At 45.1% G+C, this 19,297-nt stretch carries 9 protein-coding genes; all 9 read right to left on the reverse strand.

Annotated features, from left to right (window positions below; all coding sequences use genetic code 11):
• Window positions 1-69: 69 nt before the first annotated feature.
• Entirely contained in the window at window positions 70-1,095 is a 1,026-nt protein-coding gene (locus tag J2X75_RS14620; RefSeq protein WP_310337429.1) for a hypothetical protein, read from the reverse strand.
• On the reverse strand, window positions 1,088-4,771 hold the full coding sequence (locus J2X75_RS14625) for an amino acid adenylation domain-containing protein (protein ID WP_310337430.1): 3,684 nt from the start codon (window positions 4,769-4,771) through the stop codon (window positions 1,088-1,090). Before J2X75_RS14625 ends, J2X75_RS14620 begins: the two co-directional genes overlap by 8 nt.
• Window positions 4,772-4,808: 37 nt before the next feature.
• Window positions 4,809-5,681, reverse strand: coding sequence for an ABC transporter permease (locus tag J2X75_RS14630; protein ID WP_310337431.1), 873 nt, complete (start codon window positions 5,679-5,681; stop codon window positions 4,809-4,811).
• Complete coding sequence (locus J2X75_RS14635) at window positions 5,678-6,658, reverse strand: ABC transporter ATP-binding protein (protein WP_017686951.1); 981 nt, start codon at window positions 6,656-6,658, stop codon at window positions 5,678-5,680. Before J2X75_RS14635 ends, J2X75_RS14630 begins: the two co-directional genes overlap by 4 nt.
• Before the next feature lie 87 nt (window positions 6,659-6,745).
• Window positions 6,746-8,020 (reverse strand): ACP S-malonyltransferase, encoded by a 1,275-nt coding sequence (gene fabD, locus J2X75_RS14640; protein ID WP_310337432.1) that lies wholly within the window; start codon window positions 8,018-8,020, stop codon window positions 6,746-6,748.
• A gap of 30 nt (window positions 8,021-8,050) precedes the next feature.
• The gene (locus J2X75_RS14645) at window positions 8,051-9,121 is read right to left on the reverse strand and encodes an HAD-IIIC family phosphatase (protein ID WP_192133325.1); all 1,071 of its coding nucleotides are present in this window, start codon (window positions 9,119-9,121) and stop codon (window positions 8,051-8,053) included.
• Between the two features lie 58 nt (window positions 9,122-9,179).
• Entirely contained in the window at window positions 9,180-9,413 is a 234-nt protein-coding gene (locus tag J2X75_RS14650) for an acyl carrier protein (protein WP_017686948.1), read from the reverse strand.
• 35 nt (window positions 9,414-9,448) lie between these two features.
• Window positions 9,449-10,300, reverse strand: coding sequence for a 3-hydroxyacyl-CoA dehydrogenase family protein (locus tag J2X75_RS14655; RefSeq protein ID WP_192133323.1), 852 nt, complete (start codon window positions 10,298-10,300; stop codon window positions 9,449-9,451).
• A gap of 27 nt (window positions 10,301-10,327) precedes the next feature.
• On the reverse strand, window positions 10,328-19,294 hold the full coding sequence (locus J2X75_RS14660) for an SDR family NAD(P)-dependent oxidoreductase (RefSeq protein ID WP_310337434.1): 8,967 nt from the start codon (window positions 19,292-19,294) through the stop codon (window positions 10,328-10,330).
• Window positions 19,295-19,297 lie beyond the last annotated feature (3 nt).

Raw genomic sequence — 19,297 nt, forward strand, 5'->3', positions numbered from 1 at the left:
GAAAAGTTCAATAGACCCATTCAAGAATTAAATGAATGGGTCTATCTTATCGGCTATACATCGTATTAGTTATTGTCCTAACTGTGATTGATACTCGTATTCGAATACATGTTTCATAATATCCAATTCCATATTTTTCAATTCAATGATTTTATCCAGCATGACATCATACTTTTTGTATACACCCTGCTCCATGATGAATTGATTCATATACATGACCAGATTACGGAGTTTTAAAGCTTCGCTAACCAGCTCTTCCAACCTTATTTTTATCGAAGGATCGGGGAGAATGTCAAGTATGGCTTGAGCAAGCAGTTGTTTATGTTCGTAAAGCAGGTGAAAAGGATGTATAGCAAACGGCTGATTTTGCATCCCTTTCTTCTGCATCCCCAGCATATCAATCATCTTATCGTATATTTCACTTCCAAGATAACGGTGATCCTTTCTCAGAATACTGCGAACTTGATTAGTCTCTCCTACGTATTCTTTCAAAATATTCATTAGATCCTCTTTGGAGAACTGGAGAACCGTTTCATAATAATATTCACTTGGTTCCTTGTACTCATCTGTCTTTTCAATGGCCCATATTCCGTTTAGGTAATCCGTAGACCATTCAGCATCGAAATTCGAATCTTGAATAACAGTGATCTCATCATAGGGAAGCCATTTTTCACCGTAGAATCCATCCCAAAAATCATGGCACAGAAACTCTTTACGATCCGAATCGAATCCAGAGATGAATACCTCATGTTTACCACCGCCAGGAATATTTCTCAGGAAATAAATATAATTATTCTTTTGAATTAGTTCCACTATAAAATCTTGCAGTTCCCACTGTTTTAAAATCATATCTCTATCGTACACCCTTGTAATCAACATGGGGCATGTCGACATTTTGAATTTGTGCCAAGGATAATACTGTGAACAGACGTCTAATCCATAGCCCCCTTCATCATTGTGATGCAGGATGACCAATAGATAATTATGATAAATCCAGCTACGTGAACGCTTGTCCAAGTCCAGCATGGAAAAGAGACTCGCGTGATGTGGGTAGGTAGTCATTAAAGGCTCGTTCACTTGCAATTTTTTAATCATGACTGATCTCCAATCCTGAGCAATTTATTAAGTTATGCTTCTCCAGTTCATGAATGGCTTCCAGCTTGCCTGTGAATTTTCTCCACTGATTATGTGTCATATTCTCCCGATATACCGCCTTCGCCAGCACATTACGTAACTCACCCCAATGATCCTGTATTGCCTGAGCAGCAGAAACAAGATCGGTATGATGTTCATATAACCGTTGCATACGATAGGTTTCGACCTTTTTGGCATTCACAATGTCTACAATGGATTGTAGAACAAGTTCAGCATAGACCATATCAGGTGAATCTTCTTCATTGAACTGATACATCTTCTGTATGAAGGACAGAAGATGACTCAGTTCCTGATTAATCTCTCCTGGTGTAACGCGCACATGATCAATAAACATATCACGCAGTTCTCCCAGCATGATGCTGTTTCTTTTGTGTGAGTCAGTTTCACAAGCTGAAAATGCGTAGAACGTGGGTACTTCTTCTTCCTCCATGAAATGCCGTACGAATCCTTCGTAAGCTTGTACAATATCTTTCATAGGCATCTCCATCGGTTGATACGTGAGATTGTCCCGGTGATCATGTTCTATTACATGGAACACTTGCCGCTGGAGATCATACCCATAGATTAATAAGGAATGAGGCCAGTGGGTACGTAAATACATGTCTTTGCGCAAGGACTCGTAATAACAGTCCACTCGGATAATTACTGGGCGGTTCAAGTTAACCGCTTCTATAATCTCTTTTCGTACATCCCCGCTGTAGGTTTTCAATTCATAAGTTATCCCCATACGCTCAATTAGCTGGTCATCTGATAATACAGCTTGATACTCTAATCGGAGTATGCCCTGATGTTCATCGAATCTATAGTGCATTCGGTCGTTAATCATCACAGGCAGTACACCAATAGAATAGAAGTTCAATACGGGAAAGAGTGAATTATAGAAGCAGTTTTTGTAGAAAACATCATTAAACGGCTCTATTCCTGCGATGATAACTATTGGCCTATGGGAATGATGTAATATAAGATGATCCGCTTCCGCCGTTGCCCCGACTTCCTCGGTACATTGCTTCATTGCACCATCTGTCTCTGGCATATCCTGCTCTTCAAGAAGTATCTCTTTTTCAGAGTTATACTTATCCGCTGCATATCCCTTGTTTCGAAGCACTTCAGCCAGTGATGCAATAGTCTCATGCCGCATCACTTCATCAGCAGTAAGCGGAATACTCTGCCTCTCCATATTCGCCTCAAGTTTGATGACATTCAGTGAATGTCCTCCAATTTCGAAGAAGCGGGCATGAACGTCAATCTCTTTCAATTGCAATAGATCCGACCACAATTCGGCGAGCACCTGCTCTAATGCATTACGTGGAAGTGTAATATCTGCCCCTTCTCCCTGTAAGAGCAAGGGATCTGGAAGAGCTTTTCGGTCCAATTTCCCATTGGCCGTATATGGCATATGATCCAACATGGTGTATCTGGAGGGCAGCATATATTCAGGCAACTCTGTCAGCAAAAAAGATCGCAATTGCTCCTGATTGAGACTTTGGCTCTCCGTTACTGTGTAATAGGCACATAACAGGGACTGCCCATCCTGATCTGACCGAACTGTGACCGCAGCAGCCGAGATAGCCGGGTACTGGAGCAACCTGTTCTCGATCTCCCCGAGTTCGATCCGATAACCACGTATTTTCACTTGAAAATCGGAACGACCCAGATACTCCAGATCTCCATTAGCATTGAGACGTGCGAGATCTCCCGTTTTATACATATAAGCACCTTCATGAAAAGGATCCTTTACAAACCTCTCGGCCGTAAGCTCAGGTCTGTTCCAATAACCTCTGGCTACTCCATCTCCTGCGATGCATAACTCTCCCGTTGCTCCGATTGGCATATGCCGATACCGCTTATCCAGTATATAAATACGGGTATTGGCAATCGGATGACCAATCGAAATTGTCGCCGTAGGGGAAAGTTCCTTAATGCTCGACCATATTGTTGTTTCTGTGGGCCCATACATATTGTAGATGCGGGCAGAGGTCATCCCCGCGACCTCCTCATACAAGGCATACGGTAGAGCTTCCCCTCCAATCATCAATATTTGAATCATGCTCCATACCGGTGAATCGACTGTAAGCCCAATCTGAAGCATCCGCAGTCGAGAAGGAGTTATTTGAATTAATTCAATGTTGTGAGTAACAATTAGATGCGCAATACGGCTTGGACTTAACTGATCCTCCTCTACTGCCATGATCAGTGTTAACCCGTTAGCGAGTGCCCCGAGCGTTTCCAGTACAAAGATATCAAAGGAAAATGTTGTGAGGGTGAGAATTCGTTTGCCAGCTTCAAAAGAAATACTGCGGGATACACCTTCCACAAAGTTTCTTAGTGCCCGATGTTCAATCATGACCCCTTTCGGCCTGCCTGTAGATCCGGAAGTATATATCAAATAAGCCAACTGCTCCGACGAAACAACTGGCAGTGAGATATGTTGGTCATCCCATTCTTCCATGCGAGAAATATCGATTATTTGGCCTGTGTATATGAGTGAGCCGATCAGATCGGGCTTCGTTAGCACAATCGCAGCCCGGCTATCCTCCAGCATGAACTGCAAACGATTATTTGCATATGCAGGGTCCATCGGCATGTAAGCAGCCCCCGCCTTAAGTACACCCAGCATAGCCAAGAGCATGTCTTCCGATCGGGTTAACAGAATTCCTACAATAGCACCTGATCTTACTCCCTGAGCTAACAGGTATTTCGCAATTTGATCTGATTTGCAATCCAAGCTTCGATAGGTAAGAATATTATCTCCGCAGATCACTGCGGGAATATCCGGCTGTTGCGCAGACCAAGACTGGATCATCTGGATGATTGAACGAACTTCAGGAAAACGTATCTCCGTATCATTCAGATATTGAATAACTTGGTCTTCCTTGAGCGAGAGCATCTTTATATGATGTAATCCCTCATCTGGATGTGCTGTACAAATAGAGAGCACACGCATCACGTGGTCTACAATCTGTTCAATAGTTGCTGGAGAATATATTGCGGCATTGTAATTCATGCGTAGCGCCAGCCCCACTTTAGACATTTGAAGTGAAAACACCATATCGGCTAGGGGGCCTGTTTCCTGTAGATTCTCCTGCATATTGTCCATACGAACCACAGTGGCCACCCTTGGCAAGTCTGTCCCTTCATGACCAAGCAATTCAAGAATTTTCTCCAGCGAAAGATGGTTAAACTTTTTGGCTGCACCCACAAGGGTCCTGAGCTGAAGAACAACTTCCTTAAAAGAACACTCTTCACCAAAATTGATGCGAATAGCACGTAGTTGACTTGAATTTGTTGCACCAGATGAAGCGGGAATACCTACAGTTATATCGTCATTGTCCAGATAACGGTGTAACACGTATGTGACACCTGCCAGAAGAAGAATAAATGCCCCTGCTTCGGTGTTCCCGGAAATGCGAAAGATTTGTTCTGAAACAGGTTGAGGAAATGCAAATTGCATCTCCTCAAACACTTGCTCACCCCATGTTGCCCTCGTTTGTTCACTAGGAAACATGCTGAATTGAAGGTCCCCCGAGAGATGGTTTAGCCAATATTGCTTCTCCTCTTCGAACTTTCGGCTCGATAATAGCAAATTTTGCATGAATGCACCTGGCTCTGCTGACAATTAGCACGCCTCCCCTTCTCTTTGGGATCAAGAATAATCAGATTAGGTTGAGACCTTTTTTCTTTGCCATCTTTTCTACCTTGCGCAGCATAACGATTGAGATGATTGTATACGAAATGGCAAAAAAGATGAGGATGCACCATTCCATCCAGATCGGTGCAAGGGGTACCCACTCTGTTTTGAAACTGTAATAACGCACCATATCATACCCCCAGGTATAAGGCAGGAGATATGCGATCCAACGAACGACTGCCGGAAACTGGTCCACTGGGAAATAAGCACCTGCTACAAATTCAAACATGATAAACAAAATACCCACAATGGATGAGACCTGGCGGTACAGAATCCCCAGTAGTGCAATCATGACGCCAAGCGCCATTAATGCAACGATGACCACAAGACAGGTGACTAGAATCATCATGGATTCAGCAAAGTTGAGACCTGCGTACAGAACAAGCAGGATATACATCGGTATGAACACAATGACATTCATTAATGCACTGGCTACAACCGTCCCTACATAATACGCATAACGAGAGATTGGATTGCAGTACAGATACTCCAAAGTGCCGTTATGGAGATCATTCGTCACGGCGCCGAGCGGTGCGTTTAACGCTACTCCGTAGAACAACCATACAAGTATTGCACCCAGATAAAAGATAAACAGGTTATCTCCTTGAAGTACATTCTCTCCCTCGTATACAACAAACGTGGACATCAGCAGGAAAAAGAGTACTCGTAGACCCAACTGTAGGAAGTTACCGAAGAAGTTGGGCAGATACCTTACAGCAATCTGCAATTCCTTCACGGTTGTTGCCCACACGACGGTGAAAAATCCGGTAGGTTTACCTATCGCTTGCAGCTTTAGCGTTTCCTGACCTGTCCCGGTTTTAGCGTATTCGATACTCACTGTTCTCTGCCTCCTGCCAATGTGTACTCTAAATTCTCATCAGACTTCACATAGAGCTGAACAAACAAATCTTCAAGTGTTAGTTGTCTATGCTGAATGGTCGTATGGATATTGCCTTCTTTTAATTCACTAATAACCGCGCCCATCCCGTCGTACAGGTTCGTGATTCCGAAGGAAACCGTGTCTTCCTCCTCACGAATAATAGTGGAAGTTACCTCCGGCAGAGCAGTGATTCGCTCCTGAATGGAAGGGGGCAAGTCTGCTCTGGGAATGTCGATGAATTCAACTGCGCCCAGGTTGGATTTTAGTTCTGCAATTGTACCTGTTTTAAGGAGCGTTCCTTTACGCATCAGGGACACACGGTCCGTCATGTCCTCTACCTCAGTCAGAATGTGAGAGGTCAGAATAATGGATTTCCCCTCATCCCGCACATAACTTTTAATGAACTCACGTACACGTCTGGAGATCACGGGATCCAGGCCCTTGGTCGGTTCATCCAGATATATCACTTCAGGATCATGCAGCAGGGCTCGCATAATGACAACGGTTTGCTTTTGGCCTCCCGATAATTGCATGAATTGCTTGTTCAGATGTTCCGAGAAATCCAGATACGTACTTAATTTGTCAATCTGGTTAGAAATCTCTTGTTTGCTAAGTCCGGTAAGTCTTCCAAAGAATATTAAGTTCTCTCGAACAGTTAATCTCGCATACGCAGAGCGTTCAGTATCTTGACCCACGTATCCAATTAGTCTCCTGATGATGTTCGCATCGGTATCCAAATCGTAGCCGCCGATATTGACAATTCCGGAGTCCTTGGTCAACAGAGTCGCCAGGACTTTAATAAATGTTGTTTTCCCTGAACCGTTGGTCCCCAGAATTGTGTGGATCTCACCCTTGCGAAGCTCAAAGGACATGTTATCTAACGCTAGGTGTTTACCATAGGACTTAGTGACGTTCTCAGCGGATAGCACTCTCACTTGTTCTCCCCCTTTATGTATTGCCTGTATTGCTGAATTCATGGGAGGGCGAATACGCTATTACAGCGTATTTCGCCCCTAATGTAATCACTTTACGCCGACAGCTTCGTGTACCAGATACTCAGCCAGTTCGTAGTGATGTCCAGTATCATCAATGATATGATTCATCCACTGATTTCTTTCTTTAACAGGTAACTTTTTAGTTTCAAAGATGCCCTTGAGCAGTTCCAACGCTTCTATCATTTGCTCTTTTGAGGGTTTGTCCCCCGCATTTTCAACCTGCTCCTGAATTGCCTGGATTCGTTTGTAACGCTGAACAACACCTTGTTGATACTCTGCTTCATCCCAATTCTGGTTCGGCGTTGCCACTGCAATGGCTAAACATTTAGTTATGACTGTGGGTATTCCTTTTTTCTTCTTGCCATCCGATTGAAACATGCTGATCAATTTTTGACGTTCCGCTTTTTCACCAAAGCAGAGCGAATTGATATCAGGACAGTTCGTTTTAGTCAATTTATTCAATACATTTTTGGGTCCCATTTCGATGGCAAGTGTGACACCGAAACGCTCAAGGTATTGAAGAATCCGTGTCCATTGCACAGGTTTGACCATCTGATCTGTCAGCAATCCCGGAATTCGCTCCACATCACCATAAGGTTGACCTGTAACATTGGATAGTACCGGCCATTTGAACATATTGTACGAATACTTTGCCAGTTCTTGACCGAGCCGCTCTGCATCTTCCGCCATCAGCGAACTATGAATGGGTGCACTGGACATTAGGGGAGTAACCTGACCATCGGCATCCAATACGGCTGCTTCGATCTCCTCCAGTACGTATTGATGACCGGATACGGCAGCTTGTGTTGGCGAATTATAACAGGAGACCACAGCTACACCCTGCTCGCCGCTGTATTGTTCACAGAGTTGCTCCACAATGGATGCGTCAATACCGTCCATAATGGTCATGGATCCTGTGCCCCGATCAATATGAATCTGCATCATTGCACCACGCAATTTGGTGATTCGAACAGCATCGGAAAATGTCATGGCACCTGAACATACCAACGCCGAATATTCACCCATACTGTGACCTGCACAAAATTGTGGTCGAATCCCCACTTCTTCCATATACACTCTGAAAGCCGCTACATTCGTTGCCAGAAGAGCAGGTTGCATGTTCTCATTCTGATTCAGTTCAGATAGACTTCCTTCAAAACATAGTTTTGCCAGATCCACACCTGCAACGTCACTCGCTTCCTCATACGTTTGCTTGGCAATGCTATATTGATCATAGAAACTCTTTCCCATACCTACATACTGAGAACCTTGTCCCGGAAACAGCAGTGCTATTTTTTCCATATCGTAACCTCCATTAATAGGGTTGGTGTATTAATTATTAATAATGTTCAGTTCCACATATGAAGGAATTTTCTGAATATAGCTCATGTCGTGTTCAAAAATGACAAGGTCCTCTTCCTGATGGATTTCTTTGAATCCGCCAAATTTATAGGTCAGATACATCATCCGATTACGATCGGTCATTTTGAATTCAGCCCGTATCTTGACCCCGGCTTCTTTCGCCTGTTCCAGGATATAATTCATGAGAATCGTGCCTACCCCTCGCGACATTACACGGCAAGACATCAGCAGCAGCTTCACGGTCCAGTACTCCTCTTCCATCTCAAGCAAAGCGAGTCCAATTTTTCCATATGCTCCATACTTGTCTTCCAGTCCTGTAATGAGAAGTTTGTGATTAGGAGATTGACTGAGTTGTTCCAGATCTTCATAGGAATAGGTATACCCTGTAGTGTTCAGCTGATGAGTCCGCACCGTTAACTCTTCTGCACGCTGCAGATCATCTCCCTTGAGGGGAGAAATCGTAAATGTCATGCCAAGTGAAGCCAGAAAGTCATCTTTGGGACCTGTGAATTCCTCTTCCGCCTTATTACGGATCTCATCGCTTTTGTACATTAAACGGCGAAGTCTGGAGTCCTCTGTAATAAAACGGGGATTCATCATCTCCATATCGGGAATGTCCAGGTACTGGGCAGCATCTATGCATCGAACTTCAGCATGCTCAAACTGTACCTCTTCCAGCTCAAACATCTGATCATCCACAAAAGCAACCGTATTCGCTCCGATATTAATGGAAGTTATGATGGATTGAATCGAGCTCGACTTGGAATTCCAGTGAATCTGGGGGTATAGGAAGTATTCATGAATTCCGAATTCCTCAAGCTTCTCCATGGCTGTCTGATGGTCATTTTTACTGGCGATGGATTGCAGAACCCCACGCTCGTCCAGTGTCTGGATCACATCAATAATTCCCTCTCTCAAGACAACATTCTCATCTTCCAGAAGGACACCTTCCCAGATTGTATTATCCAGATCCCAGACGACCAGCTTCACCTTCTCTTGCTTTTGCTTGTCCATTACCGAACTTACCGATGGATCACCCATACCTGAACCCCTCCTTGGCATATTGTTCCAAACTATTGCTTCAAGACCTTCAGGCAGTCTATGCTGTCTTTCGTTCAATCAGTTCATTAATCTTGTTCAACGTACGGAAGTTGCTCAGATCCATATCTTGGGTCTCAATCCGAATGTTGAATTCTTTCTCCAGAAACATCACCATCTGCATCGCAAACAGGGAATTGGCAAAACCCAATTCAAAAATATCCTCATCATCCTGAATTTCACGTTTGCGATAGAAACGACTCAGAAATGTTTTTACTTTGACTTTGGACTCCATGCACAGTCACCTCGTATAATTTATAGTCGATACACTTACAGAATCACGTGCTCAAAGAAGCCTTGACCGCTTTTTGCGCCTAACAATCCGGCATCCACCATCTTGCGAAGCAAGGGACATACTCTGTATTTCGGGTCCTGATAACTCTCATAGAGTACATCCAATGAATGAACCACAGTATCCAGACCAATCAAATCCGCTGTGTGAAGCGGGCCCATCTTATGTCCGAAACATTTGACGAATATGTCATCAACCTCTTCCGGTGAAGCTACCTGATCCTGAACGACAAAGGCAGCTTCATTCATTAGAAGATGGGATATTCGGTTGGATACAAAACCGGGGAGATCTTGTACCAGTATGGCTTCTTTGCCCATGGTATGGAGCAGGGATCTGGTCGCTTCAATCGTTGTATCCGAAGTGTGATAACCCTGAATAGCTTCGACTACGGGCTTTAACGGGACCGGATTCATAAAATGTACACCGATGACCTTATCAGGCCGTCTGGTGATGGAACCCACTTTTGTAATCGAAATGCATGATGTATTGACCAAATAAATGCAAGAATCGGGGCAATAGTTTTCAAGCTGTGCATAGACCTCTTTTTTCACATCCCATTGCTCAGGCACGTTCTCAATAATAAAATCAGCATCGCTGAGCGAATCATAATGTGTCGTAAACTCCACACGCGAAAGCACAGTTTCCGGGTCTTCGGCTTCGGTATCCTTGTTGTAAAATCCCGAAAATCGGATATTGGTAAACAAGGCTGTTCTCGCCTGATCCAAAACTTCATCACTCACGTCGATCAAAACCACGTTGTGCCGGGACTGGGCAAGGCTCTGCGCAACCCCTTTTCCCATGACGCCTGCTCCGATTACACCAACCTTCATTCCTATCAACGCCCCTCTGTGATCTGGCTAGAAATTGAAATTCACTTCTTCATCTACAGCTTCATCCGTGATATCCGTGACACGATCAACTTCAATATCATAGATCAATGTATCCGGCTGTTCTGAAATGATCTCGAGAATTTTCACGAAATCTTTGGCGATATATTCAGCTGTGCCAGGCAAGAACAAGCTCGTATTATATTCCAGAATAAACTCGATCGTACCCTCCCGCTCAATCGCATCCAGTGCCAGATCAAACCGTGAAACTCCACTGTCATAATCAATTAATGTGCCTTTGAAAGCCTCAATCTCTCCGGTATACATCCCTACATTTTGCAGTGCAAAATACACATCAAACAGCGGATTTCTGCTCGGATCACGTGTACTATTCACAAGTTGCACAATTCGGTCGAATTGACAGTCCTGGTGCGCAAAAGCCGATAACGTACGCTGCTTCACATCCAGAAGTAACTCCCTGAATGAGTCATCAGGCACAGGTTCGTTTCTCAGGACGATTGTATTCACAAACATGCCAATGGTGGCATCAAAGTTACCCTGTTGGCGACCCGTTACAGGCGAACCGATGAGTATATCACTCTGGTTCGTATATTTATGCAACAGGACATTTAAGGCGGATAAGAGCAACATATATAGCGTGGTTCCTGTACGTGCTCCAAGCTTGCCTATACGAGCAGTGAGTGCTTCGTCGGCATAAAAAGTCATTTTGGCTCCATCATAGGTTTTTCGATCAGGCCGTATAAAGTCTGTTGGAAGTTGAAGTGTGGGCAATGGCCCTTTCAGCGTTTCCAGCCAGAAGGCTTCCTGTGATTTAATCGAATCCGATTGCTGATACTGGTTGCTCCACTCCGAGTAATCCCTATACTGATAAGGAATATCCGGCAGGGGTGAACCACTGTACATTGACGTAATTTCGTGCATCATATTGTCCATCGACATACCATCTGTAACCAAGTGATGCACATCGAACATCAACAGATGACGACCGTCATCCAACGAACCGACAATCATGCGAATCAGCGGTGCCGCTTCCAGATCAAACGGTCGGACAAACTGCTTCACTACATCCTCCACTGCTTCCGTTCCACGAATGACATCTGGCAACGTTTCGATCGAAAAATCCACGTTCTCGTGAATTCTCTGAATCGGCTCTCCTTGTTCCCAGTGAAATGATGTACGGAACGATTCATGGCGCTGAATCAGAGTGTTCATATAACCATTCAACGTGAAAGGGTCAAAATTCCCCTCCATAATCAACGCCTTGTTCAGGTTATAGCTGATGTTGTCCGGGTCCTGAGTACAAAGGTAGAATATCCTTTTTTGAGCTGATGAAAGTGGATATTCTTCTTTGGCTTCTGCACGAGGGATAGACTGTTGTCCGACTGTTGCATTCTCCACATCGACCAGAGATTGCAGGTGCACTCCCAGTCCCCAGATCGTCGGAAATTGCAGCACATCCGAAGGATTAACCTGTATCCCCGTTTCCCTGTATATATCCGATGCCATCTTGAGTCCAATAATGGAATCACCGCCATATTCGTAAAAATCATCATACAGATCCATTTCTGTCAGTCCCAAATGAAGTGACCAAATCCGGGATAACATCTGTTCCATGGCTGTATATTGACCATCATTGCGGCCGTGTAAAGAGATTTCTTTGTTCATCGTTGCCTTTCTCATCTCCACTTCAGCAATCACGCTGGCACTTTGATCCTGAATCGTGTTGTATACTTCCTCCGACATCATCATTGGCATGTCACCTACGTAGGCCATATATTCCGAGTCATAATTCAGTTCGCCGATGATAGACCGATGCACTTTACGCTGAAAAGCCTGGTCAAAGGCCTTTAATGCAGACTTTGTTAAAACAGACTTGAACACCATGTCGTCATTTACGCCAAAATCTTTGGCCATCCCGGTCTCTTTCCAGGCCACCCAATTGATCGTTAATGTTCGTCCACCCCTGCGATTGCGATACGCTGCATAAGCATCCAGATAGCTATTCGCTGCTGAATAATCTCCTTGACCCGGAGAGCTGAACAACGTTGAAGTGGTTGAGAACAGAACAAGAAAATCCAGAGGGTCGTGGGCTGTTGCCTGATCCATATTCCAGGTTCCCTGGACTTTCGGAAGCAGTACACGGTTGAAAGTCTCGGCATCCTTGGCTGCGAGGAATCCCTCACCGGCCACACCTGCGCCATGAACAATGCCATCCACTTTGCCGTACTGTTCTCGGATGTTCTCGATGAGTCTTGATACTTGTTGAAGATCACCTGTATCCACGCTGTAGAGACCTACTGTGGAACCTTTGTTCTCAATCGACTGTATCCATTTAATTTTGTTGCATTGCTCCAGATCCTTGTTATCCTCCAAAATGGCTGGCCATGTTTCCCGATCAGGGAAATCCGATCTGCCTGCAAGAATCAAGGTAACGTTGTGTCTGTTGGCAAAGTGTTCTGCAAATGCTCTGCCAATTCCGCCCATTCCGCCGGTGATGAGATAGACCCCCTGCTCCTTAATGGTTACATCAGAGAGCTCAGCTCCCAACAGATCTGTTTTCCTAAACTCTTCCACATATCGTTGACCATTCCGATAAGCAGTGGAGTAGAAAACATCATCTGCATTCATTGCATTAAGCAAAATAGGAATAGCGGTGTCATCATCTATATCCATGACTTTGCATTCCAGCTGAGGATGCTCTTGTCCAATCGCTTTGCCCAAGCCAAACATCGTTGCATATTCAGGAGCAAGGTGTAATTCGTGGCCGCTAACTTCGTTAACATACTGGGATAACAGAACAATGCGCATTCGATTTCGCAATCCTGCACCTGCAATGGCTTTCGTGAGGTAAAACAAGCTATGCACACCTTGGGATAAGGCATCCTCCAGTTCCTTCGGACTCTCGGGTGCTGTATGACCATTTATGGTAAAGGTGTGAATAATCTGATCTATTCTGTGATTCTTCGTAGCCTTCAATAATTGCAGATACTGATCCTCCGAACCATCGATCTGATAATGAACCGGAGAGATCTTCGCATATGTTGCACCAAGAGTAACTTCAATTACATGTGCTCCACGTTCAGTAAGTTCCCGGGAGAGACTGTCACATAAAGGAATTGTCCCCTTCAAAAGCAAGACGGTTTGCGGATTCGGAATAAGCCTCTCAGGATTATTCGCTTCCACCCAGCCAATGGTGTAATGCATCGTTGGTTCTTCCTTCTGCACAACCGCTGGTTGAACCGCCACTCGTTCGGGAATATCAATCCAGCAACGATTGCGCTCGTAAGGATACGTTGGAAGATGGAGCCGGAAGGTTTCCTCTTCTGCGTACAATCTGGACCAGTCAATATCGGCTCCCTGTGTATAAAGAATCGATATTTCCTCCAAGTGCTGATCTTCCCATCCGTGGTCTTTAATGAGATTCAGTACCCTATCTGATTTCTCGTTTAGTTCACGAAGTTTTCGTTCCGTCAATTCGCCAACACCAGGCTCCTTCGTCTCGGGAACCATCCGATGTTCAGATGCATAAGCAACGGGCGGTTTAATCTCGCTAAACGGGCATTCACGCAGTTTGTCCAATCGGGCTAACAGCTCTTCTTTGTCTTTAAAAGCAATGGCGATACGCAACTTGTAGTGTCCTCTTCCCTGAGCAGCTGTTCCGCACAGGCTTAACAAATCCAGTTCATCGTAACTATCGAGATAATCATGATAAGCTGCGATCAATCTGGACAGAGAGTCTTTACTTTTGGCGGAAAGAGGCAAAATATAAGGTCTGCGTTCCTCAGCTTGGACAAATGTTTGTACTGGGGCCTCTTCCAGGATAACGTGACAATTGGTTCCACTAATCCCAAACGCGCTGATCCCACAACGTCGCGGTCCTTCCTCGGAATGCCAAGTACGCAGACGGGTATTCACAAAGACCGGTGAATTGGAAAATTCAATCATTCGATTAGGTCGATTAAAGTACAGCGTCGGAGGAAGCTTTTTCTCACGCAGTGCCATAACCGCCTTCACCAAACTAATCACTCCAGCAGCCTCCGAAGAATGCCCCAAGTTTGTCTTGATGGAACTCACCGCACAGAACTGCTTGCGATCTGTGTAGCTCGACAGTGCATCGGATATGCCCTTAATTTCAATCGGATCTCCCAATGTCGTGCCCGTGCCGTGTGTTTCAATGTAGGTGATTGTCTCCGGTTCAACTCCTGCATCCTCCAAAGCAGATATAATTACCTCTGTTTGAGATGCCGGATTAGGTGCCGTGATGCCTATTGAACTGCCATCCTGATTCACAGCCCCGCCTTTAATTACAGCATGGATCGAATCATGGTCATCCAATGCCTGCTGAAGTGATTTCAGCAGTACCACTGCAACCCCTTCTCCAATACCTGCTCCATCTGCTTCATCATCAAAAGCTTTGGAGCGATGATCTGTAGACTCAATGCCAAGTTTCATATTTTCATCATCCACCGGGCACAGATTAATCTTGATTCCGCCAGCCAGTGCATAATCACATTGTCCGCTACGAATAGCTTTGCAAGCCATGTCTACAGACACCAATGAAGATGAACAGGCCGTATCAATAACCATGCTTGGACCCTTTAGATCCAATAAATATGAGATCCGCGCAGACATCATGGCTGTCAGATTACCCACCATGGAGCTTGAACCGCTCCCAGGATCAACTTCATATAAGAGACGTGCATACAGATCTCGCAAGGTTGCCGCATATCCAAGATATACGCCCGTTTTACTACCACTCAATCTGGTGCCGCCATACCCTGCATCCTCAATTGCAGTCCACGCAGCTTCAAGAAATAATCGCTGATTGGGATCCATAAGACTTGCTTCCTTGGGCGATAACCGAAAGAAACCTGCATCAAACTTGTCTATGTCTTCCAGATACGCGTTCTCGTTGTATTTCATCTGTGTCTGGTCATGACCTGTGAACGCAAAATGCTTGTCAATATCCACTTTTCTCGATTCCGGAAACGACCGAACCAGATCCGTGCCGTTGACGAGATGCGCCCACAGCTCCTCAGGTGTGGAAGCAAGCGGCACATTCACAGCCATGCCGATAATCGCAATATCTCCATCTCGTTCCGCCGCAGTACGCTTCTTGAGATGCATCGCTGGAGAAGGACGCTGTTCCTCCTTCTTGTTTTTTCCACCGATAAATTTTGCGAGATGATGAACATTCGAGTATTCGAACAGATCCGTAACATTAATGGCTCCTGGAAAAATCCGCTCAATCTCACTCTGAATTTTCATCAGCAGAATAGAGTCCGCACCTAGTTCAAAGAAGTTGTCGTGAATATCGATTTGATCAAAACCCAATATTTTTCTGCAACATTCGGCTACACGTTTTTCCGTATCACTAAACTCTTCGTTGAGACTTCCTGTCAAACTCACTTCTCCTGCTGGATTTGTCGCTGCACTCTTTGCTTTGGTCGCTTTTTCCTGCTTCTTTTTCTCCTTGAATAGTTCAATTTGCGCAGTCAGCACAGGAGATAGCATCACCCCTGATTTTTCGAGCAGAAAGACTCCACCGTTCTCATAATTGAGATAACCTACAAGTGCTCTCGGTACATTATGAGATAACACCTGCTCGAACCCTTCAAGAGCTTTACCGGTTGGCAGCGTCTTAAAAATGGTATCGATTGTGAAACCACCTTCGAGGGCCATACCGGTTTCTTTCCAGGTCGTCCAGTTCACCACATGTGTCCTTCTGCCGAGCTTGTTCCGATATTCCCCGTAGGCATCCAGATAAGCATTGGCTGCGGTATAATCTCCTTGAACGGCTCCGCTAAACATCGTTGCTACCGAAGAAAACAGAATAAAGAAATCCAGATCATCCGAATGGGTAACTTCATCCAAAATGCGTGTACCCATAACCTTAGGGTTGAAGATGCTTTTAAACTGGTCATCCGTACGATTCATTAATAAGTCGGATCTTCCGATTCCCGCACCATGGATAACTCCCCGAATCTTCCCATGACGTTGACGCAGCTCTTCTACAATTGGAACTATCTCTTCTTTTTTGGAAATGTCAGCGCTGTATATTTCAACGGTAGCTCCCATATTTTCAATATCAAGCACTCCCTGAATCTTTCGGCATAACGACTGATCCTGCTGTGCTTCCAAAATTGCTTCCCATGTTCTCCGGGGTGGAAAGGCAATACGATTAATCCAGGCCAGATGTACCTTGTCCCTGCCAGCCAAATATTTGGATACTTCAATCCCGACACCTCCGGCTCCACCAGACACAAGATATATCCCTTCTGAATGAAGAGCTGGAAATTGTCCGTTGTTACTGTCCGACTCTGCAACAGGCTGGAGTGTACCGAATGACTGAACATACCGTTTTCCGTCTCGAATGGCGGTAAGGAAGTGATCTGTTTTTCTGAAAACAGACTCTGCACTCCCCTTGCTCCATAGCATATCTTCCACGTCGATAACTCGACATTGTATGTTCAGATGCTCCTTACGTATCACCTTGGCAAGACCTTCTAGCGGTGCGAGCTCAGGTCTAAGAAGCTGTTCTTTGCCTGTGACATGATGGACACATTGGGTCAAAATCACCATATCCATATCATAATCAATACCATGTCTGGTCAATGAACGAACCAGATACAGCAGGCTGTAAACGCCGCGTTCCTGTGATTCATTCAACTCCACCAGATTCTGAACAGAAGTGTCCGAAGCAAAGGTAGGTGCGTAGATGACCTGTGACCATGATTTTAAATCCAAAGCATTGACTAAAGAATCAAAATCGACCTCTTTCGAACCAATTCGAAAATCAGTATCGTTCCTCTGTTCAAAGTAATCTCCCGGGCAAACCTTAATGACGTCCTTACCCGATTGTTGCAAAAGCAATGCAAGGTCAGCCCCACCTTTGTCATCGGCTGTAAAGAGTACAACTCTCTCGCTTGAATGAACTTCGTTATCCTCGTACTCTCCCTCAAGCTCATGCCACGTAAGAGAAAACAATCCGTTGTCAGGGTGGACACTCTCTTCTGCTGGTCTGCTTCCCATGTCAATCCAGCACTTCTGCGGATCAAAAGGATAACCCGCCAGAGGTACGGTCTTCGTAGACTTGCCCTCATACAGACGCCACCAGTCCACGGATGCCCCTTGCACGTAAAGAGTACACAGGCGCCCCCAGTCGAATGTAGCCTCATTCATCTGGTTCAATTTTTGTCTGACCTCTTCACTTAACGCACGAACGTTTTTCTGGGTAATATCATGTCCCCCTGAAACTTCCCGATTGTCGCTGATCAGTCGGTGTTCCCCATAATGAAACCAAGGTGCTGTGAACGTGTGAAAGTCTCCAGATATAACCTGGGTTAGCTTAATGCGCAAATCCTCCAAATGTTCAGCCAAAATGATCACTCGGTGAGCATAATGTCCGCGACATGCATTGGCTGTTCGACACACATCCAGTAATGAATACCTGTCAGGGAAGGTAGATACTCCGTCCAGATACTGTTTCATCAGGATTTGAATTCCATTAACTGATCCCGCAGACAACGTGAATGGATGAACACCCGTATGCCCATCATCCGTAACGTTCAGCGTGGCCTGTACAGGAGCTTCTTCCAGCACTATATGACAATTCGTTCCGCTCAAACCAAATGTGCTTATCCCGCATCTACGCGGATCAGCACCTCGCTCCCACTCTCTTAACCTTGTATTGACATAGACGGGTGAATTCCCAAAATCAATATTCAGGTTTGGACAATTAAAATGAAGGGAAGGCGGGAGTTTCCGATGATACAATGATAAAAGACCCTTGATCAGACTGGCCATCCCTGCTGTTTCATACAGATGCCCGACATTGGTTTTGACCGAACCGATTGCACAAAATTGCTTTTTATTCGTATATTTTCGAAAAGCACGTTCCAGCCCCTGAATTTCGATAGGGTCACCCAGATTCGTTCCTGTTCCATGAGTTTCAATATAGGCCAGGGATTCCGGGTGGATACCTGCTCGCTTCCACGCTTCCTCGATTACTTCGGATTGAGCAACCGGATTGGGGGCCGTGATGCCCATGGACGTTCCATCCTGATTCAAGGCGATGCCTTTGATTACACCATAGATGTGGTCTCCATCCTTCTGAGCCTGACGAAGCGGCTTCAAAATTACTGCAGCCACACCTTCACCCATACCGGATCCATCTGCTTCTTTATCAAAAGCTCTTGTCCGGTAGTCGGTGGATTCAATCCCAATCTTCAGAAAATCATTATCCACTGGCAAAATATCCAGCTTAACTCCTCCGGCAATCGCCATGTTGCAATCCCCGTTCATCAGCGATTTACAAGCCAGATAAACGGATACTAGCGAGGACGAACAAGCAGTATCCACTACCATGGTCGGTCCTTTTAGATTAAGCAGATACGAGATGCGGGTAGGAAGCATTGACGCGATATTTCCAGTCATCGCAATAGACAACTCTTCCGGATTAGTATCCTTGATCATTTCCTTATAGTTGTTGCTATTGGCAAATCCGGTAAAGACGCCGGTATTGCTTGCTGCAAGCCTTTGCCCGCCGTAACCGGCATCTTCGATGGCATGCCATGCCGTTTGCAAAAATAAACGATGACAAGGGTCCATCAGACTGGCCTCTTTTGGAGAGAGACGGAAGAACTTATAGTCGAATTGATCCACTTCATCCAGAAAAGCACCATCCAGATATTGAAGGAATTCGTCTGAATATCCGCTTAGTCTGAGGTACTCATCCGTTACAGATTTTCGATCAGATGGATAATCACCTATGCAATCAATCCCCTGCTCAACAATGTGCCAGTATTCCTCCGGATGATTCGCATGGGGAAATTTAAGGCTCATGCCTATGACTGCTATATCCTCTTGATGATTTGCTTCTTCCTGCTTCAGCAGATTGATGACCTGAATCCCCGTCACTTTGTCAATTTTGCCGGAGGCTATGTTTTCAACAACATGTTTGTAGACTTTCTCCACAAG

It is taken from the genome of Paenibacillus sp. 2003, from assembly GCF_031455635.1.
In the GTDB taxonomy this organism is placed as follows: Bacteria; Bacillota; Bacilli; order Paenibacillales; family Paenibacillaceae; genus Paenibacillus; species Paenibacillus amylolyticus_B.